The 18,359-nt window shown below is 61.8% G+C and carries 18 protein-coding genes and 1 tRNA gene; 13 read left to right on the top strand and 6 right to left on the bottom strand.

The features are described from left to right. Positions 1-98: 98 nt before the first annotated feature. Together HFP57_RS02235 and HFP57_RS02230 are read right to left on the bottom strand one after the other, a co-directional pair. Positions 99-1,313: an alpha/beta hydrolase gene (locus HFP57_RS02235; RefSeq protein ID WP_176871104.1), complete on the bottom strand. Its 1,215-nt coding sequence runs from the start codon at positions 1,311-1,313 to the stop codon at positions 99-101. 13 nt (positions 1,314-1,326) lie between these two features. After that, entirely contained in the window at positions 1,327-2,583 is a 1,257-nt protein-coding gene (locus HFP57_RS02230) for an alpha/beta hydrolase (protein ID WP_176868237.1), read from the bottom strand. Between the two features lie 113 nt (positions 2,584-2,696). On the opposite strand from HFP57_RS02230, the gene HFP57_RS18140 reads away from it, so the two are divergent. The 3 genes from HFP57_RS18140 (at position 2,697) to HFP57_RS02220 (ending at position 4,429) form a co-directional block, all read left to right on the top strand. After that, a complete protein-coding gene (locus HFP57_RS18140; protein ID WP_281363115.1) occupies positions 2,697-2,819 on the top strand; it encodes a hypothetical protein in 123 nt (40 codons plus the stop codon). A gap of 113 nt (positions 2,820-2,932) precedes the next feature. Beyond that, a complete protein-coding gene (locus tag HFP57_RS02225; RefSeq protein WP_176868236.1) occupies positions 2,933-3,844 on the top strand; it encodes a diiron oxygenase in 912 nt (303 codons plus the stop codon). Between the two features lie 27 nt (positions 3,845-3,871). After that, complete coding sequence (locus HFP57_RS02220; RefSeq protein WP_176868235.1) at positions 3,872-4,429, top strand: OsmC family protein; 558 nt, start codon at positions 3,872-3,874, stop codon at positions 4,427-4,429. Positions 4,430-4,488: 59 nt separating this feature from the next. On the opposite strand, the gene HFP57_RS02215 is transcribed toward HFP57_RS02220, so the two are convergent. Then, positions 4,489-6,225 (bottom strand): sensor domain-containing diguanylate cyclase, encoded by a 1,737-nt coding sequence (locus HFP57_RS02215; protein ID WP_176868234.1) that lies wholly within the window; start codon positions 6,223-6,225, stop codon positions 4,489-4,491. Between the two features lie 230 nt (positions 6,226-6,455). Here HFP57_RS02215 and HFP57_RS02210 point away from each other — a divergent pair, with 230 nt between their 5' ends. Continuing rightward, on the top strand, positions 6,456-8,072 hold the full coding sequence (locus HFP57_RS02210; RefSeq protein WP_176868233.1) for a class I adenylate-forming enzyme family protein: 1,617 nt from the start codon (positions 6,456-6,458) through the stop codon (positions 8,070-8,072). A 7-nt stretch (positions 8,073-8,079) separates the two neighbouring features. Here the strand turns inward: HFP57_RS02210 and HFP57_RS02205 are convergent, their stop codons facing one another. Continuing rightward, on the bottom strand, positions 8,080-8,493 hold the full coding sequence (locus HFP57_RS02205; RefSeq protein ID WP_176868232.1) for a BLUF domain-containing protein: 414 nt from the start codon (positions 8,491-8,493) through the stop codon (positions 8,080-8,082). A 182-nt stretch (positions 8,494-8,675) separates the two neighbouring features. On the opposite strand from HFP57_RS02205, the gene HFP57_RS02200 reads away from it, so the two are divergent. Continuing rightward, a complete protein-coding gene (locus tag HFP57_RS02200) occupies positions 8,676-10,376 on the top strand; it encodes a SulP family inorganic anion transporter (protein WP_176868231.1) in 1,701 nt (566 codons plus the stop codon). 24 nt (positions 10,377-10,400) lie between these two features. On the opposite strand, the gene HFP57_RS02195 is transcribed toward HFP57_RS02200, so the two are convergent. Beyond that, positions 10,401-11,078, bottom strand: coding sequence for a DsbA family oxidoreductase (locus tag HFP57_RS02195; protein WP_176868230.1), 678 nt, complete (start codon positions 11,076-11,078; stop codon positions 10,401-10,403). Between the two features lie 155 nt (positions 11,079-11,233). On the opposite strand from HFP57_RS02195, the gene HFP57_RS02190 reads away from it, so the two are divergent. The 3 genes from HFP57_RS02190 to HFP57_RS18240 all read left to right on the top strand — a co-directional run bounded on the left by HFP57_RS02190 (position 11,234) and on the right by HFP57_RS18240 (position 13,093). Next, a tRNA-Glu gene (locus HFP57_RS02190) sits at positions 11,234-11,308 on the top strand. Between the two features lie 469 nt (positions 11,309-11,777). Continuing rightward, entirely contained in the window at positions 11,778-12,707 is a 930-nt protein-coding gene (locus HFP57_RS02185; RefSeq protein WP_218135059.1) for a DUF3179 domain-containing protein, read from the top strand. Further along, positions 12,704-13,093, top strand: a complete 390-nt coding sequence (locus HFP57_RS18240; RefSeq protein WP_176868228.1) for a thioredoxin family protein — start codon at positions 12,704-12,706, stop codon at positions 13,091-13,093. Before HFP57_RS02185 ends, HFP57_RS18240 begins: the two co-directional genes overlap by 4 nt. 192 nt (positions 13,094-13,285) lie before the next feature. Here HFP57_RS18240 and HFP57_RS02175 read toward each other — a convergent pair whose 3' ends face one another. After that, positions 13,286-14,173 carry an autotransporter domain-containing protein gene (locus HFP57_RS02175; protein ID WP_176868227.1) on the bottom strand — a complete coding sequence of 296 codons (888 nt, stop codon included), beginning with the start codon at positions 14,171-14,173 and terminating at the stop codon, positions 13,286-13,288. A gap of 139 nt (positions 14,174-14,312) precedes the next feature. On the opposite strand from HFP57_RS02175, the gene HFP57_RS02170 reads away from it, so the two are divergent. The 5 genes from HFP57_RS02170 (at position 14,313) to HFP57_RS02150 (ending at position 18,325) form a co-directional block, all read left to right on the top strand. Then, the gene (locus HFP57_RS02170; RefSeq protein WP_176868226.1) at positions 14,313-14,921 is read left to right on the top strand and encodes an RNA polymerase sigma factor; all 609 of its coding nucleotides are present in this window, start codon (positions 14,313-14,315) and stop codon (positions 14,919-14,921) included. Beyond that, positions 14,918-16,045 (top strand): hypothetical protein, encoded by a 1,128-nt coding sequence (locus HFP57_RS02165; protein ID WP_176868225.1) that lies wholly within the window; start codon positions 14,918-14,920, stop codon positions 16,043-16,045. The genes HFP57_RS02170 and HFP57_RS02165 overlap by 4 nt, the downstream gene beginning before the upstream one ends. An 87-nt stretch (positions 16,046-16,132) precedes the next feature. After that, entirely contained in the window at positions 16,133-16,702 is a 570-nt protein-coding gene (locus tag HFP57_RS02160; RefSeq protein ID WP_176868224.1) for a hypothetical protein, read from the top strand. Positions 16,703-17,174: 472 nt separating this feature from the next. Continuing rightward, positions 17,175-17,939 carry an EAL domain-containing protein gene (locus HFP57_RS02155; protein WP_176868223.1) on the top strand — a complete coding sequence of 255 codons (765 nt, stop codon included), beginning with the start codon at positions 17,175-17,177 and terminating at the stop codon, positions 17,937-17,939. Further along, a complete protein-coding gene (locus HFP57_RS02150) occupies positions 17,870-18,325 on the top strand; it encodes an EAL domain-containing protein (protein ID WP_176868222.1) in 456 nt (151 codons plus the stop codon). The genes HFP57_RS02155 and HFP57_RS02150 overlap by 70 nt, the downstream gene beginning before the upstream one ends. The last annotated feature ends 34 nt before the right edge of the window (positions 18,326-18,359 follow it).

The raw sequence follows: 18,359 nt of genomic DNA, 5'->3' as shown, positions 1-18,359 counted from the left end.
AAATGCCTGAGTCCCTTTGTGCGCAGCCGGCGGTGCCGCGTCAACTCGGCCCATCGGCCGCTCTCTCCGGATTGTGCAGACCGGTGGCCCGCCGCCGGCTAGCCCTCCTGCTCTGCCAGAAATTCGCGCATCGTCGCCACAAATTTGCGCCAAGCCGGCTCGTGCTCGAGCAACAGATGGTTCTTGCTGTCGAGGGCGACGAAACGCGCGCCGGGGATTTTCTTCGCCATGAAGCGCCCGGAATCGAAGGGGACCACCGCATCCTCGCGCGAATGGAAGACAATCGTCGGTATGCGGACCTGACCTAGCAGATCGCGGACGTCGATCCGCGCGAGCGCGTCCTGCAGCCGGATCGCGGACTCGGGCGAGGCCGAGATCCGCTGCAGCTCGTTGAACCAGTCGGCCTCCTCGTGGCTGGCGTCGGGCACATAGAGCGTCGTGAACATCTGGCGATAGGCCGGATTGTCCTGCCCCCAACCCGATTTGGTCAGCGTGATCATCGCCTCGCGCCGCGCGACCTCTTCGGGATCGGACCGCACCTTCCAGCCCGTCGCATAGCCGCCGTGGAGGATCAGGCTCCTGACACGCTCGGGATGGCGCACGGCATAGGCGATCGAGACCGCGCAGCCCTGCGAGATGCCGAACAGATCGAAGCCGTCGAAGCCGGCGGCCGCGACGACGGTTTCGAGATCGTCGACGAAAGCCTCGAAGCTCATATCCTCGACCTTCCAGTCGGAAAGCCCGTTGCCGCGCTCGTCATAGCGCAACAGCCTGTGCTCGCGCGAAAGCTCGTGGATCCAGTGGGACCAGATCGGGCTTTCCCATTCATATTCGAGATGGTTGAGCCAATTCGCCGTCTTGACCAGCGGGGGGCCATCGCCGACGCAGCTATAGGCAAGGCCCGTGCCGTCGGCGGCCGTGCAGAACTCGACGCGCTGCTGCTGCCAGGAACCCGGCGTTGCGGCGGTCTCTGTATCGGCAACGCTTTGCGTCTGGACGGGCTCGCTTTCCTCGACATCGCCGACGAAGCGCAGACCCTTGCCATGGATGGTTCGGATATAACGCTGCTGGCGGCCATCGTCGCCGAGAAGCTGGCGCGCCGACTTGATCCGGCTCGTCACCGCCGCATCCGAGACGATCCGTCCCTTCCAGACCCGTTCGATCAGTTCTTCTTTGGTGACGAGCCGGTCGCGACTCTCGACGAGCAGGATCAGCAACGAAAGCACTTGTGGCTCGGCGGCGAGCATTTCTCCCTTGCGACGCAGTTCGAAGCGCGCCGCGTCCAAAACGAAATGATCGAAGCGATAGATCATCAACGTCTGCCCCTCAAAATCCGTCCGGCTCCTTTTCAGCGGCCGACGAGTGCAATGGCACGTCATCCTCTGTCAAAAAGTCCCACAAATTGGCGGTGAACTTGATCCATGCCGGCTCGTTCTCGAAAAGCAGATGATTGGGACTGTCGAGCGCGACGAAGCTGGCGCCGGGGATCGCCTGGCCCAATTCGCGTCCGGCCTCGAACGGCACCGCCTTGTTGTCGCGCGAATGGAATATCAGCGTCGGCACCCGAACCTCGGGCAGCAATGCACGCACGTCGATATCGGCGATCATGTCCTCGTAGCGCTGGACGGTCTCGGGAGAGACGGAAACACGCTGCAACTCGGTGAACCAGTCCGCCTGTTCGGCCGACGCGTCCGGAAAATGTAACGACGTGTACATCTGGCGGAAGGCGGAGTTTTCCCGCCCCCATCCGCTTCTCGACAAGGTGAGGAGAGCTTCCCGCCGCGCGATTTCCTCTGCGGCGCCGCGCAACCGCCAACCGGTTGCATAGCCGTTATAGAGCACCAATCGCTGAACCTTTTCGGGATGGCGAACGCAATAGGCGATCGCCATGGCGCAACCTTGCGCGGTTCCGATCAGGTCGAAACGCGATGCGCTCGCAGCTTGGGCCACGACGCCGATGTCATCGACGAAAGCGTCGAAGGAGAGATCATCGACCTTCCAGTCCGACAACCCGCTCCCCCGACCATCGAACCGGATCAGCCGCCTGTGTTTGGCAAGGGCACCGGCCATATGCCGCCAGATCGGGATTTCCCATTCGCAGCCCAAATGGTGGAGCCAATTGGCGGTCTTGATCAGCGGGGCCCCCTCGCCGACGCAACTATAGGCAAGACCCGTGCCGTCCGCGGCAGAGCAGAACTCGATCCGCTGCTGCCGGTCGGCACCCGGCACTGCAGCGGTCGGCGCATCGGCAACGCTCGGCGTCTGGACAGGCTCGTTTTCCTCGACCTCGCCGACGAAGCGAAAACCCTTTCCGTGAACGGTCCGGATATAGCGCTGCTGGCGCCCGTCATCGCCCAACAGCCGCCGGGCCGACTTGATCCGGCTCGTCACCGCGGCGTCGGACACGAAACGCCCGTCCCAGACCTTTTCGATCACTTCGTCCTTCGAAATCAGCCGATCGCGGTTTTCGACGAGCAGGATGAGCAGCGACAGAACCTGCGGCTCGGCGGCGAGAGGTTCGCCGGCGCGGCGCAGCTCAAACCGCGCTTCGTCGAGTTCGAATCCGGCGAATCGGTAGATCATGGCAGTCCGATATAGGCGATATCCGGTATTTCTACCGAATATCTCCAGTTCTCCTCCAAGCGCCGCGACGGCGGCTCCGGTAGCCAATGGGCATCAGCCGATAGGAGGCACCCATGAACAACCCCGTATCGAATCAGTTCTCGCCGGTCTTCGCCGTTGCAGCCTGCCTGACGACTTTCATCGTGAGCAGTGGCTTGCTGGCCGTGTTCGCCGCCCAGGCGAGCGCTTTCGCCTGACCCCGAGAACGATGGGCGCGGCCGCTCTCCCTTTTGCCCACCGCGCCCGTCGCCGGGAGGGCGGCCGTCAGACTGCCCTCCCCTCCAACATCATCCAACATCGGAGATCAACCATGTTTCAAGATTTCAGCTTCGAAAAAATCCTCGCCACATCGAACCGGGTCGCCTGGCAGATCGGCGATGTCCTGCCGGACGGCGCGCGGCTTGATTTCGGCCGTCCCTTTCTGCCCGAAGGCCTCGCCCGCACGGCGGCGATCGACACGCTTTCCGTGGACGAACGGCGCGTGATGAACCATATTCGCGGCCACGAATATCTCCAGATATTCGGGCTCGTCGAAGAGTTCATTCTGCCCTTCGTGCTCGATCATGCCCGGCCGCAGCTCAATGGCGACGACGCCCGGGTCCGCGCGCTGCTCGCCTTTGCCGGCGAGGAAGCCAAGCATATCGACCTGTTCAAGCGGTTCCATGCCCGCTTCACCGAAGATTTCGGCACCGATTGCGCGATGATAGGTCCGCCCGAAGCCGTGGCCGACGAAGTGCTTGGCCACGATCCGCTCAGCGTCGCGCTCGTCATTCTCCACATCGAATGGATGACGCAGCGCCACTATGTCGAGAGCGCTCGCGACGACAGCGGGCTCGATCCGCTGTTCAAGAGCCTCTTGAAACATCATTGGATCGAGGAGGCCCAGCACGCGAAGCTCGACACGTTGATGGTCGGCGCGCTGGTCGAAGGTCGCGACGAAGCCGGGGTCCAGAAAGCGATCGACGGTTATCTCGACATCGGCATGTTCCTCGACGAGGGCCTCAAGACGCAAACCGGGTTCAACCTCGACGCCTTCGAACGCGCCACCGGCCGCACGCTCGGCGACGCCGAACGCGAAGAGCTGGCGACGCAACAGCACCAGGCGTTGCGCTGGACCTATCTCGGATCGGGCATGACCCACCCGCAATTCGTCGCGACGCTCGCGGCGATGTCCCCCGCAGCGCGTGACCGCATTGCCGAAGTCGCGCCTGTTTTCTGCTGATCACGACGGCAACCAAGGAGAATGACCATGCTGGACGTTACTGAAAAGAACACCGTCAACGATATCGATCTCGACGCGCTCGAAGAGACCGTGGAGGCGATCAAGAAGGACCCCGGTTGCGGCGCCGTCGAATTCGGCGTCAAGACAGAATGGACGGGACAGACGCGCTCGGAATCGACCGTCGACGGCTACACGTTCGGCGGCGAGCGGATGGAACGTCGCTTCAAGATCGTCGCCGACGAACCGCCCGAGCTACTCGGCACCAACAGCGCGCCCAATCCGCAGGAGCTGCTCATGAGCGGCGTCAATGCCTGCATGATGGTCGGCTATGTCGCGCAGGCGGCGATCCGCGGCATCACGCTGACGGCCTGCCGGATCGAAACAAAGGGCGAGCTCGACCTGCGCGGCTTTCTCGGCCTCGATGAGAGCGTGCCGCCGGGCTATCGCCGGATCGACTACATGGTCACCATGGAAGGCGACGGGGCCCGCGAACAATATGAAGAAATCCACGCCGCGGTGCAGGCGACATCGCCCAATTTCTTCAACATGGCGCAGCCGATCGAGATGCGCGGCCGTCTCGCCTGATCGGCTTTGTTTCGGGCAAGGGCGTCATCGTTGGCGATGACGCCCTTCGCATTTGCCGGCTAGACCGGTTTTTCATTGAGGTTCGGCGCCCGGTGCGGGCCGGAATCGCCGACCGACACTGCGATGCGATTGCGGCCCTGCCGCTTCGCGTCCGCAAGCGCCGAATAGGCCGCGCTCCGGAGTTTCCCGATGTCTTGACCGGCCGTCATCGCGACGCCGATACTCACGGTGATCATGTCCTCGATAGACGGAAAGGCCTGGCCGATCCGCACGATCGCCATATGCCGCAGCGCCTCGGCGCGGAGCGCGGCTTTTTCGGCATCGCGAACATCGAAGAACACCGCGAACCTGTCGCCGTCGAGGCGATACACACAGTTGCATTGACCCTTGGCCTCGGTCTCGCGCAACAGGTTGCCAAGCGTCCGAAGTACATTGTCGCCGATCTGCCGGCCGTGCAGTTCGTTGGTCCTCCCGAACCGGTCGAGATCGACGATCGCAAGGGCACCCTCCGGCTCGTCCCGCAGCGCGAGATCGAAGGCGCGCCGATTGGGCAGGCCGGTCAGCTCGTCGGTCACGGCCTGCCGCTCCTGCTCGATCTCGCGGGCGATCTCGTCATCGCGTTCGCGCCGCAGGACGACGAACCGGTCGGCCACGCCGAACGCCGTCACGATCGCCTCGATCGTCAGACCGAAATAGAGCGAAAAATCCATTTCGGCAGGGAGGATATAGACGTCGAGCCCGCGTGCGATCCGGTCGATCGCGATAACGCTGGTAAACGCCCAGCCGCCGAACAGGAACAGGCCGGCGCGACTCCGGCGCCGAAGTATGCGAAAGATCAGGACGGCGAAAACGACCACCGCCGGCGCATAGGCGGCGTGATAGATGTTCCGCGCAACGAAGGGCAGGTCCCGGGCGATGGTCAACATGAAAACCGTATTGGCGATCAGCACACCGCTGACCGCCCAGGCGGCAATGCGCTCCCGCCGCGTCAGCATGCCCTTTTCCACAAACGAGACCGCGAAGAAGCCGAACATGCCGACGGCGAAGGAGAGGGATGCATAGGAGGTCATCAGCCGGACCCACAGGGTCGTGTCCGGAAAGAAGTGCATCATGAGGTTGGAAGAGGCAAAGGTATAGACGAGGATGCCGGCCGCCATCATCGCATGGAGCAGCATGAAGCGGTATCGCATGAACAGGTAGAAGGCGAGGCTGTAGAGGATCGGGACGAGCGTCAGCCCGCAATAGATGGCGAACAGGACGGACCGGCTGTAGCGCTGCCGCTCGGCGGAGGGTTCGGTAATAACCTCCATCGCCGTGTAGATTGCCGTCGACCAAGGCCGGTCGAGCCCGATGAATACGGCATCGATGGCACGCCCGCCTTCGGCCAGCGGCAAGGAGAAGCGCGCACCCGCCGTCCAGGAATCGGCGACCTCCCGCGCATCGAACCGGCGGCTTTCGACGCCGCCATCGGCATATCGCACCGCGATCCTGATCTGCTCGAGCGGCGCGAAGTCGCTTTCGAGCCGCAAGGATTCGTCGGGCAGGTCCAGTTCCCGCCCGTCGACGCGCAGCCAGATATGGTTGGCGCGCACCTCGACTGCGCCGGCGTCACAGGCGAATTCGTCTTCCCGCGCTATCGCCTCGGTGGCTTCAAGCGGAACGGCGCTGCTCAATATGCAAGCCCGTTCGAACACCGGCACCCAGGCATCGGCCGCCATGGCAGCGTTTGCGCTGAACAGCGCGGCCAGGCCGGCCATGGCCAGCACCGCCCGGTAAAAGGCACGCATTACGGCCATCAGACAGCTTGTCGGTCGAGCGACGCAGGATGTGAAGGCAGTTGGGCGCGAGGGGTGCGCTGTCGGTCCATGATCGTCATACCCTTACCCCGGCCCACGATTAAGACTTTCATAAACGAACGCGGTTTGAACAAAAGTTAACGCGGGGATGAAGCGGTGGCTCGAATAGGCGCTGCTATCGACAAATGCCGGCACATGCTTAACCTCCGGTCAACGCCAAGGGAGATGCGATGTACACGGTCAATCTCGAACGATCCTATTTCGACGCGCAGACCGACACGCCCTTTCGGCCGACGACTTTCGCTGCTTTGCTCGAAAAACAAGCCACCGAGCGCGGCAACGCTACGGCATTGCGCGAATTGCTCGCCGACGGCGAGATCGGCCGCGAATGGACCTATGCGGAGCTGCGCCGCGACGCGGAAAAGCTGGGCCGCGCGCTGGCGTCACGACACCAACGCGGCGCGCGGATCGCGATCTTCGCGCATAATCTCCCCGAATGGATATTGATGGAACTGGCAGCAGGCCTGGCCGGGATCACGATGGTCACGGTGAATCCCGCCTTCAACGCGCGCGAGCTCACCTATGTGCTCGAACAGTCGGGCGCGGAGGCCGTCTATTTCGTGCCTTCCGTCCGCGGCAATTCCTTGGCGCCGGTCGTCGACGCGGCGTGCGCGGAACTGCCGCAGGTCGAGCGTCGAATCCTGCTGACCGACCATGACGTGCTGTTCGACGGGCACGACCGCGGCGAACTGCGCGAGACGACGCCCGAAGATGTGGTCCAGATCCAATATACGTCGGGCACGACCGGTTTCCCGAAGGGCGCGCTTCTGCATCAGAAAGGCCTGATCCAGAACGGTGCCGACATATTCCATCGCTGGAACGGCCAACCGGGGGAAAGCGTCGTGCTGGCCGTTCCCCTGTTCCACACGGCCGGATGCGCAATCATCGTCTGCGGCGGCCTGTCGAGCGGCGTCACGATCCTGCTGGCCCCCGGCTTCGATCCCCAGATGATCGTGCGCGTGATCGAACGCGAACGCCCCGCGCTGGCGGGCGGCGTGCCGACGATGCTGTTCGGGATGATCGAGGCGGCCGAACAGACGGGTTGCGATGTCACGTCCGTCAAAGCGTTGATGTGCGGCGGCGCGATGGTGGCGCCGGAGCTGGCGCGCCAGGCGCGCGAGACCTTCGATGCACCGATCCAGATCGTGTACGGCCAGACGGAGAGCTCGCCGGGCATCACCTATGGCTGGGCCGATGACAGCCAGGAGGATCTGACCGGAACGATCGGCCAGCCCCTTCCCCACATGGACGTCGCTATCCTCGATCCCGCCGACAACTCGGTTTGCGCAATCGGCGAACAGGGCGAGATCTGCGTGCGCGGCTATAACGTGATGGCCGGTTATAACGATAATCCCGAAGCGACGGCCGAGACGATCGAAGCGGAGGGCTGGCTCCACACCGGCGATCTCGGCACGATGGACGAACGCGGCTATCTGAAGATCACCGGACGGGTGAAGGAGATGATCATCCGCGGCGGCGAAAATCTTTTTCCGGCGGAAATCGAGAATGCAATGCTCGAACATCCGGCGATCGCGGAGGTCGCGGTCGTCGGCGTTCCCGATGAAAAATGGGGCGAACTCGTCGCCTGTTTCATGCGCGCGGCCGGGAGCGAGAAACCGGAACCGGAAGAACTCAAGGCTTTCGTCCGCGAACGGCTGTCCCCGCAGAAAACGCCGGCTTACTGGATCTGGGTAGAGGAATGGCCGATGACCGGCTCCGGCAAGATCCAGAAATTCGCGATGACCGAAGCGTTCGAACGCGGCGAATATGAGGCGCTCACCGCCTGATCGCCTGTCAGTCCGCGCCGCCGCCCCGCACTTCTTCAGACAGACGTTCGAAGATCGCCAGAATCTCATCTCTCGTTGCCCGGTCGAGCGCGCCGCCAGCCAGCTCTTCCCGCGTCCACATCCACGATCGCGCCGGATCGTCGCGCATCGCCCAACCACCGAACAGACGGTCGTCTGTCGGCTCGCGAAGCAGAAGCTTCGGCTCGACATGCCGGTCATCTTCCACGATGCGCGCAAACGCGGCGTCGACCGCCTCCTCTGGGCCTTCGAGCATCTGGATATAAATATCCGCGCGGCAGATCAGCGTTCCCGAAATATTGTCGCGCACATTATGCGCCCGCGCCTGTATCAGGATGCCGTTGAGCGTCGCGGCGTCGAACCCAAACGGTTTCGATGCATAAACGAGATGGATCAGGGCCATGGTCACTATTCTCCGTCGAGAATGAACGCAAAACACGTCTATCCTGTGCTGCCTCGGCGTTGTGACAGCTTTGCACCGATGGCTCAAACAATTCAGCGACCCGGTGATCGATGTTAACATTTGATCTGGCGCCGGATTTTCGGTGCCATATAGTCGGGCGCACCTCTGGGGAGAGCCATGACGTGGCATTCGATATCAAAACGCTGATGCCGCCATGGCTGGACGGCTATCGGGGGAGCAACCTCTTTCCCGACATTCTCGCGGGCCTGATCCTCTCCGTGCTGCTCGTTCCGCAAGCCATGGCCTATGCGCAGCTTGCCGGTCTACCGCCAGAAACCGGTCTTTACGCCGCGCTCACCCCGCCACTGCTCTATCTCTTTTTCGGTACTTCGCCCTATGTGTCGCTGGGTCCGGTCGCGCTGGTCTCGCTGCTCGTCGCGGAGGCGACCGGCAATGGCGACATAGCGCCGCTCGATGGCGCGATGATCATCGCGATCGAGGCCGGCATCATCCTGTGCCTGCTTGGCCTTTTCCGCCTCGGCCGGCTGGTCAATTTCGTCAGCGAGCCCGCGCTTCTGGGCTTCACCGCCGCCGCGGCCGTGCTGATCGCGACCAGCCAGCTTCCGCCGCTGCTGGGGCTGGACGTCGCCCGGAGCGGCAATCTGATCGATACCGCAACGGTCCTGCTGCCGGTTCTCGGGGAGACCGTCATCGCCGCATTGCTCATCGGCGGCGGTGCGCTCGTCCTTCTCCTGCTGGCGGACCGGTATGCGGCGGCCGGACTGTGGAAAGCCGGCATCCGCCCGCCGTGGCGCCAGGCCATCGTCAAATCGGTTCCACTCGTCATCATCGTCGGAGCGGCGCTCGCCGTTCAGTTCGCTGCGCCCGACGTCGCGACGGTCCAGAAGACTGAAGGCGGGCTGCCCGCACTCGCACTGCCGCCCATCGACCCGGCCATATGGTTACGGCTGCTGCCGTCCGCTGCCGTCGTCGCCATCATCGCGTTCGTCATCGGAACGGCCGTCGCCAAATCGCTCGCGGGCAAGGAACGCCGGTCGCTTGACACGAGCCGCGAAGCGTTCGCGATCGGCGCCGCGAATATCGGCGCGGGTCTGACGGGCGGGTACGCGGTCGGCGTCAGCCTGAGCCGCTCCGCGCTGGTCTGCGACAGCGGCGCGCGATCGCCGCTGGCGTCGATGGTCGCAGCCTTGGTCGTGCTCGCCGTCCTGCTGTTTTTCGCCAACGCCCTGTCCTATCTGCCGCAGACGGCGCTCGCCGCGCTCGTCATCAGCGCCGTATTCGGCCTCGTCAAAACCCGCGAGATCGCGGCAATCTGGCGCTACAGCAAGATCGAGGGCGCCGTGTTCCTGGCGACGCTTCTTGCGACACTCCTGCTCGGCGTCCAATGGGGCCTGGCGGTCGGCGCGCTACTCGGGATCGCGGCGTTTCTCTGGTTCTCCAGCGTACCGCGCGTCACCCGTGTCGGGTCGTTGGATGACGGCGAATCCTTCCGCTCGATCGATCGCGACGAGGTCGAGGTCGACACGATGCCCGTGCTGGTCGTCCGGATCGACCGTTCGATCTATTTCGGCAACGCCAGCTATTGCGAGGACCGGATTCTGGAAGAGGTGGCCTGGCATCCGGACGCGACCTGCCTGATCCTCGACATGCGCGCCGTGAACACGATCGACGCCAGCGGCGTCGCGATGATGGAACGGCTGCTGGACAATCTCGACTCGAAAGATCTGTCGATCAATTTCGCCGCGACCCACAAGCCGATCTGGGAGGGGCTGCAAGCCAATGGCCAGGCGCGATCGCGCAATTTCTACCGGACCGTTGCCGAAGCAGTCGAGGAATGCGGCGGACAGTCCGAAACCGGCTGATCGCCGAGCCCGAAGGACCGGACGTCAGACCGGTTCGGCAGCCACCTGATCGCGCGCGACCTCGCTCGCGATATGGCGGAACGCCTTTTCGAAAATCGCCGGCGGTTGGCCGCCATTGATCACATATTCGCCATTGACGATGATCGTCGGGACCGACTGCACGCCGCGACCGCGCTGGTGCGACTGAGACTGGCGGACATGGCCGGCATAGTCGTCGCCGGCAAGAATTTCGCGCGCCCGCGCGCCATCTAATCCGACGGACTCCGCAATGCCCGCCAGCGTCTCGGGATCGCCCATATTTTTTCCGTCGGTGAAATAGGCTTCGAACAGCGCATGCTTGAGCGCCCGCTGACACCCTTCTTCCATCGCCCATTCGAGCAGTCGGTGGGCGTCGAACGTATTGTAGATACGGAAACCGTCACCCGCGTTCATCACAAAGCCGGTTTCCTCGGCCCGCGCCCTGATCTCGCCGCCCCGGCGCTTCGCTTCGTCCGGAGAGATGCGGTATTTGCTGGAGAAATAGTCGGCGCGATCCATGCCCTCGGGCGGCATATCCGGATTGAGCTCGAACGGCTCGAAGCGGATATAGGCCTCGATCTCGTCGCCGACCGCCGCGAGCGCCGCCTCCATGTTGCGCAGCCCGATCACGCACCAGGGGCAGGAAATATCCGATATGAAATCGATCTTGAGTTGCGTCGCCATGATGCGCTCCTGCGATGGGCCTGGCTTCGGCCTGCGATATGGATACCCGGCCGGAGGGACTCGCCGGAAAGCCGCAACATAGCATAGTTGCTATCATGAGTTGACCTCCGCCCGTCTCCTCCCTAAGTCAGCCGCCCGCAAGCGCTGCTTGCCATGGCCCCTTCGTCTAGCGGTTAGGACGCGGCCCTCTCACGGCTGAAACACGGGTTCGATTCCCGTAGGGGTCACCAGAATATCTCTATAAATCGCTGATTTTGATTGACTTACTTGTGGGATTAGCGATTTTTACGCCATTTGCTCCCACAGTTAGTCTGTGATTTCGTGCTATAATATGAACCACAACGAGCAGCAGTGATACGCTGCTTTTCTCATTCTAACATGTTGAAAATCGCCATCGGCGGAATGGCGCCCCGCCAACTTGGCACGTGAGGTAATTGGTGATTTAGCGATGAAGGCGCACCTTCCGGCGGCAGCGTCGTTGAAATCCGATGTGGCCCGGTTGATGACACGCCGTTGGAGGCAATCTCCGCTAGTGTCTCAGTCCGAAATTCCAGCGCGTGAATCCATTTCACCTATTCCCGATGGCAAAAACCTTCCCGATCATGCGTAACCTTTTGCTTCCGTGTTCCGAATTGAGAGACAAAACGGAAGCCTTGAATGAAACCTCTACGCGTTTTCGGCACGATACTCTCTCTGGTAATGGCGGCGTCTTCGACAATCGCCTGTGCTGAGGGACGTCATCCGCTTGAACAGGAATTTCCACGGCTGGACGTTTCGCGCAGCTCAATCGACCTTGCGGAGATAAAGTCGGGAGGTGTGCCGCGCGATGCCATTCCCGCCATTCTCGCGCCCGAATTCCGGCCCGCAAGCGAAATCACCGATCTGGCCGATGATGAACCGGTTATATTCCTCTCGGGCAGTTGCGGTGCGTTTGCCTTCCCGTATCGAATTCTCATCTGGCACGAGATTGTGCATCACGACCAGTGCGGACGGCCGGTAGCGGTTACTTATTGCCCGCTTTGCAACACCTCCATGGTGTTCGACCGGCGGGTCGACGGCACGGTGCTGACCTTTGGAACCACGGGCCGCCTGCGCCATTCCGATCTCGTCATGTATGATCACCAGACGCAGAGTTTCTGGCAGCAGTTCACCGGCGAAGCCATAGTCGGAGCCTATACAGGCACGACCTTGGATGCGGTGCCGGCGCGGATCGAGGCTTGGCGGCTATTTCGTGGAGAGTTTCCGGATGGCAGGGTGCTCGTGCCGCCTGCTTCGGGGCAGCGCCTCTATGGCGCCAATCCCTATGTTGGCTATGATAGGGCGCCCGCGCCCTTTCTGTTCGATGGCGAGCTGCCGGATGGCGTCGATCCCATGGCGCGGGTGGTGCGCATAGGTTCGCATGCCTGGTCGCTTGAATATGTCCGCGAAAACACGCCTGTGCTGACTAGCACCGGGTTGCGCATCGAATGGCGCGAAGGACAAAGCTCCGTGCTCGACAGCCGCCGAATTGAGCGGGGGCGAGACATCGGTAATGTTCGGGTTACGCGGGATGGAGAGGATGTCGCATTCAGCGTCGACTTCGCCTTCGCTTTCCGCGCCTTCTATCCGGATGGAGAGTTTATCAAATGAGGCTAACCACATCCGGGCGGCTGGCAGCCTCTTTGCTTCTTATTGCAATGCCGCAGCTGACAGCGGCTTCTCCACCTAGGCAGTTCAGCGATGCGGCTTTCTCCGGGGCACGGGAGCAAAACCAGACGATCGTTCTCGAAACTTATGCATCCTGGTGTGCGCCTTGCCAGATCCAAGCTCCTATCCTCGAACGCCTGAGCCGTCGCGAACCGTTCAGCGAGATACTGATACTCCGGATCGGCGAGGAGACGCCGCCAAGCGTGTGGAGGCGATTCAGCTTGAACGGATATGGCCGCCTGGTCGTGTTCAAAGACGGCAGGGAAGTGGCACGGGGTACGCCGACAACCGCGCGTGCCGTGACAGAGCTGCTGTCCAGGGGGTTTTGACTGGATGGCGGTCGATGACTGGGCGCATTGGAGCGAGATTGCAGAAAGCGCTTTGATCCCTTCAGGTTTTTCCAACAATGCCTCTTATTTGCATGTTCGCTTTCTGCCTAGGCAGGCCGTTTAGGAAAGGGATAGCGACCCTTGACACATTAGCGAATACTATCGGCAGTCTACCATAGAAAGGAGGAGTCGTCAGAAAGCAACGGACACTCCGGCGGAGGCCGATGTGGCTTCGCCAAATTTCAGTCCGGTCGTTCGCGACACCGCCAGATCAAGAACGACCGCCTGCGATAACGTGAAATTGGTGCTCACACCATATTCCAACCAGGTGTCACCATCGCCTGCCCCGTCGATCCTTTGGGTGGCGCTCGTCACCGCACCCGTGCGGCCGATGCGCGTTGTCGAGGCAGCGTTCGATGTCGAGACCAGGCCGGTGTAGAGACCAAGGCTGTGCTGGCTTTGCATACCAAGCGCATATTGCAAGGTGGCGCCTCCCGATCCGGTTACCCCGGATTCTGAAATACGCCGGGCAACGAGGTCGCCGGTTGGGCCGGCAATCGCCTGCAGTGTATCGATTTCGCTGTAATCGAGGGCCACGAAGGGCGACAGATACCATCGGCCGCCAAGCGCTATTTGATAGGTGGCCGATGCGCCGGTGGCCCGACTGCTGCCGTCTGCGTTGAAATTCAATATGGTGCCATTGGGGGCAGTAAGCATGATCCGGTCAAAATCGCGATCGCCGATCGATATGTAGGCGTCAAGCGCGAAGGCGGACGTCCCATAACCTGCCCCCAAAACAAGCTGCCGGGTTGTTGCCGGTATCGTGTCGCCAATGATCGGCGGCGGCCCGTCATAACCGACGAGCACACCGCCCAGGCTCAGATGAAAATCGCCGAACTCGCGACGAAGCGCGGCCGAGACAAACGGCTGTTCCTGGTCCTCGCCGAACGCGGTGATTCCGCCCGAAACCATGATGCTCCAATTGCGCTGATCGGAAGCGTCATCTCCCTGAGCGTAAACAGAGTGCGGAGTGATGGCGAGTGTTAACGCCAGCACCGCACAACGCGGTGTAATACGCATAAATGCCCCCTTTTTAGCCGTCGACATGCCCTATTAACGCAAAGGCACTAAAAAACCTTCGCCGAAACGAAGGAATATTCCTGCTCGCGCGTTGAAAGGAGGAGAATAAAGCACAGTGTTTGCATATGATCGGAGCCGAATGACGCCGCACCATGAGCTGGCGAGCACAGCTTCATCCGAAGCTGATCAAACAGACCGCGCTCTGATGGCGCGCGTCCGTGACGGCGACTCTGTCGCTTTCAGTGCCCTAGTCGAGCTTCATTCAGCGCCAATCTACCGGGTTGCATATCGGATGCTCGGTGACGGCCATGAGGCGGAGGATATCGTGCAGGACGTTTTTACAAGGCTATGGACCCACGCCCCACAATGGAAGCCCAGCGGTGCCGGGCTCGGGGCCTGGCTTCACCGAGTGGGCGTTAACCTGTGTCTTGATCGTTTGCGCAAGCGCAAGCGGATTGCGCCGGTCGAACCGCCGGAATCAACAGATGATACTCCCCGCGCTGACAAGGTCATGGTGTCCGATGAGATCGGCGCCTCGGTCGATAGGTGTCTGCGACAGCTTCCCGACCGTCAGGCCGCAGCACTCATTCTCAGCTATTATGAAGGCCTGTCGAACAGCGCCTCGGCAGAGATCCTTGAATTGAATATCAAGGCATTGGAATCGTTGCTCGTGCGCGCACGCCGAAAGATGCGTGCATTGCTCGAGCAAGAGGGGGTTCTTGCCACCGATGTGGAGCAACTAACATGACGGTCCGGGCCCCGATGACTGATATAGCGCTTGATCGCGCGCTCGCCGCCTCGCCCGATCCGGTAATGCCGACCGATCTTGCGGACCGCATCATAGCCGAGGCGACGGCCCGACCGCAGCGCCGGACGCGCGTTTTATTCAAGGGGCGGCGAACGCGACGCGTCAACGGCCGTCGACGGATGCGCCGACCAATCATACTGGGCTCGATAGGCGGCGGTCTGTTGGCCGCGAGCGCGGTAGCCGCCGCCTTGGTCAGTGACGGTACGCTCGATCTTAAACGCATCGCCGAGCCGGTCATCGAGCTATTTGTCGCCGAACCGCCGAGGGAAACCGCGGCGTCGGTCGGAAACGCGCAGGCATCGGCCCAACTGAACGTCAACGAGACGCCGACCGCTGAAATTGACGGTGCGGAACCGTTGATACGATCGGCGCTTGGCGAGTCCCGCGCATCGCAACTTCGCCGGGCATTTGCATTACGCCGGCGGTTGCAGGATCTGGCCCCTCGCCAGCCCCAAACGCGGCCCGCGACGCAGCGGCCTCGCCTCGCGCAACGCCGAGCGCTGGAGGCAGCGCGCCAACAGGCGACGGCAGGAGGCAGCGCAACGATCGCCCGGCGCATCAGGGCTAATGGCTGGACAGAGGCGCCGATAGCGGTCCAGAATGACCGTCTGGAAGCGGCACGCCAACGCAGCAACCCGGGCCTCCCGATATCGCGCGACAATATCTCCGATGCCCAGCGCATGCGGATCATCGATACTATCCGGAACCGGCGGTCCGCGGAACCCGCAAGCCACCTGCCCGCAGCAAACTTGCCCGCGACGGACCGACCGACCTCAATCCCAGCACAGCAGCGTCCGATAACGGCCACGCAAAGTAGCGGCACCGAACCGCCGGCCCGACTTCCCATGATCATCGACAACACACCGCCGGGGCCTGAGCCGGTGGAACTGCCCTTGACGCGCCCCGATCTTTCGAACGGCGATCAGCCAGGCACCGCGAGCGCGCGCCGGAACGCGATGGTCGAACGGCTCCGCGCGGCACAAGCGGCCCAAAGGGCTCGCGCCGCCGCGCAACGTCGCACCACCCCGCCACGCCGCCCCCGAATTCCGCGCCGGCGTCGCTGATAGCGAAGGGAATTTCGGTCTCCTGCGTTAAACTGGATGAGAAACGGCGAATTTCGCCCTTTCATATCGATAATGAGGAGATTTGAGATGAAATCGATCGTTCTTATCGGCACCGCCGCGGTGACACTTGCCGTAGCACCTATGGCAATGGCGCAAACGCGCACAATCACTGTCGACACGCCCAACTATTCCGGCGAGCGCATCATTACCCGCGATAGCGATACCGGCTTTTATTCGCGGGATACGGCCATCACCCGCAAGGACGATGGCGCTGTGGCGACGCGCTATTGGGAGTCCAACCGCACCGACACCGGCCGTACCATGTCGGGTTCGCAGACACGCTTCAACGGCGATACGCGCACTTATGAAGGCGAACGTATGCGGCGCGGCAACCACACCCGCACGCACGGCACCACTACCGGCCCCAATGGCGAAACGCTCGATTATCGCGGGCAGAGCCGGTGGAACGGTCACGGTTACGACCGACGACAGCGCCTGCGCAATGAGGACGGTCAGGTGGTCGCCGGCCGCAACACCCATGTTCGCCAGCGCGGAAACACCCGCGTTCGGCGCGTGGCCGTCGGCAACCAGAACGGAGTTCGGCGGGTGACGACGACAAGGCGTACGGTCAACCGTCGTTCGCGCAGGGGACGTTAAAACCTGTCTGACGTGCACCCACCCCTGTGTATCTTGGCCCGCTCTCTTATTTATGCCCCCAAGAGAGCGGGCCCTTTTGCTGAGCCTATGCAGTAGCGGTTTCGGAAAACCGTTCGCAAACGCTTCGCTTTGCCAGATGGAGTAACTGCATCTGCCGCCGCAATCTCAGAAAAGCGGAATTTCAGAAGCGCCGCCAGCGCGTTTGACGATGTCCCTCCGCCCAATTGCGGAACATCTTCTGGGATCCGGACCTATCTCTGCTCCGGCTTCTTCCAAATATGCACAACCGCTGCAGGCCGTCACGTCCGTTTGAAGTCGCTGCCGGCAACCGTTTGCCCCGAAAATCAAACGACTCGCATACCTAATGCGCCGCCAGCCTTCCTTGCCGCTTTTTTGCCGGTTCGGGCGGACCAATATCGAAAGTTGGTGAAAAAGCCGATGTTAACGCACTCTTACATGGTGGATATCGTTCGTGTCCCAAGCACGCATCATGCTCCTCGAAGAAGAGGAAACGCTCTCCCGACCGTTGCAGGATGATCTGGAACAACGGGGATTGGCGGCAGCCTGCATCGCCGCCGCCGAGGATGAAGAGGCCGGTCTTGCCTTTGGCCCGAATATCGTGGTTCTCAATCCTGAGACCGGCATAAAGAATGGTTTCGGGCTGATCCGCAAGATGGCGGAGACAGCGCCATCGACACCGCTGATCATCGCTCGCAGCCCCAATCCGGCGCTGAACCGCGCCGCCAAGGCGGAAGCCCGGTCTTTTTCCGTGCCTATGATGGGCGCGGTCGATCGGCCCTATCCGCTGACGGCGCTCGAACACTACACCACGGAATGTCCATCCCATCGTCCGCCAGGCGAAACCGGCGACCAGGCCTTTCTCAAGTCCCTGATCGCCCATGATCGGTTAATCCCCAATCTGACGGTTGAATTCCAGTCGAAACATAATCTCAAGACCGATACCGTTGTCGGCTATGAAGCATTGACCCGATTAAAACCACGCCGGGCGCTCAGTCCGGAGTTGATCTTTTCGCAATCGATCCATCTCGATCTGGAGTTCGAGGCGACGCTCGTCATTCTCGACGCGGCGGTGCGGTTCGCTGTCGCACTGGAAAGGATGGAGCGGACGAAGACCGTATCCTTCAACTGCAGCGCCCCGCAGTTTTGGTGCGCCGCGAATTTATCGATACGCTCCGTGAAACCCTTGCGCGACATGCGGTCCTTCCGAAGCGTATAATTATCGAAATCACCGAGGACGCGCGGCTTGCCGATTTTGAGGGGGTGCTCGCAAATATCCCGAAGCTCGAAACGATCGGTGTGGGTATCTCGATCGACGACTTCGGGGCCGACATGGCCAATTTCGATCGCGTCTCGCACATACCGTTCACCGAATTGAAGGTCGACAAAAGCATATTCTGGGCGTGCGCCGAACAGCGTCTTCCGATGTCCATGCTCACCGGCATCCTCGAATTTTGCCGCGCCAGACGGACCAAATCGGTGGTCGAAGGTATCGAAACACCAGCGCATCTGGCGTTCGCCAAGCTTGCCGGCGCCGATTATGGCCAGGGCTTGTACTGGGGCCGCTCGATGCCGCCGCAGTTTATCCTGCCGACCTGGCGGTAAAGATCCGTAGTCAACCTGTTGGCGCTAGACTCGC

The organism is Parasphingopyxis algicola (assembly GCF_013378075.1).
GTDB lineage: Bacteria > Pseudomonadota > Alphaproteobacteria > Sphingomonadales > Sphingomonadaceae > Parasphingopyxis > Parasphingopyxis algicola.
This window is presented reverse-complemented; position numbering and strand designations above follow the sequence as displayed.

Excerpts from the sequence above, each read along its gene's own strand:
- HFP57_RS02235 (WP_176871104.1), bottom strand. The coding sequence starts at position 1,313 with ATGATCTATCGCTTCGATCATTTCGTTTTGGACGCGGCGCGCTTCGAA.
- HFP57_RS02230 (WP_176868237.1), bottom strand. The coding sequence starts at position 2,583 with ATGATCTACCGATTCGCCGGATTCGAACTCGACGAAGCGCGGTTTGAG.
- HFP57_RS18140 (WP_281363115.1), top strand. The coding sequence starts at position 2,697 with ATGAACAACCCCGTATCGAATCAGTTCTCGCCGGTCTTCGCCGTTGCA.
- HFP57_RS02225 (WP_176868236.1), top strand. The coding sequence starts at position 2,933 with ATGTTTCAAGATTTCAGCTTCGAAAAAATCCTCGCCACATCGAACCGG.
- HFP57_RS02220 (WP_176868235.1), top strand. The coding sequence starts at position 3,872 with ATGCTGGACGTTACTGAAAAGAACACCGTCAACGATATCGATCTCGAC.
- HFP57_RS02215 (WP_176868234.1), bottom strand. The coding sequence starts at position 6,225 with ATGGCCGTAATGCGTGCCTTTTACCGGGCGGTGCTGGCCATGGCCGGC.
- HFP57_RS02210 (WP_176868233.1), top strand. The coding sequence starts at position 6,456 with ATGTACACGGTCAATCTCGAACGATCCTATTTCGACGCGCAGACCGAC.
- HFP57_RS02205 (WP_176868232.1), bottom strand. The coding sequence starts at position 8,493 with ATGGCCCTGATCCATCTCGTTTATGCATCGAAACCGTTTGGGTTCGAC.
- HFP57_RS02195 (WP_176868230.1), bottom strand. The coding sequence starts at position 11,078 with ATGGCGACGCAACTCAAGATCGATTTCATATCGGATATTTCCTGCCCC.
- HFP57_RS02185 (WP_218135059.1), top strand. The coding sequence starts at position 11,778 with ATGGCGGCGTCTTCGACAATCGCCTGTGCTGAGGGACGTCATCCGCTT.
- HFP57_RS18240 (WP_176868228.1), top strand. The coding sequence starts at position 12,704 with ATGAGGCTAACCACATCCGGGCGGCTGGCAGCCTCTTTGCTTCTTATT.
- HFP57_RS02175 (WP_176868227.1), bottom strand. The coding sequence starts at position 14,173 with ATGCGTATTACACCGCGTTGTGCGGTGCTGGCGTTAACACTCGCCATC.
- HFP57_RS02170 (WP_176868226.1), top strand. The coding sequence starts at position 14,313 with ATGACGCCGCACCATGAGCTGGCGAGCACAGCTTCATCCGAAGCTGAT.
- HFP57_RS02165 (WP_176868225.1), top strand. The coding sequence starts at position 14,918 with ATGACGGTCCGGGCCCCGATGACTGATATAGCGCTTGATCGCGCGCTC.
- HFP57_RS02160 (WP_176868224.1), top strand. The coding sequence starts at position 16,133 with ATGAAATCGATCGTTCTTATCGGCACCGCCGCGGTGACACTTGCCGTA.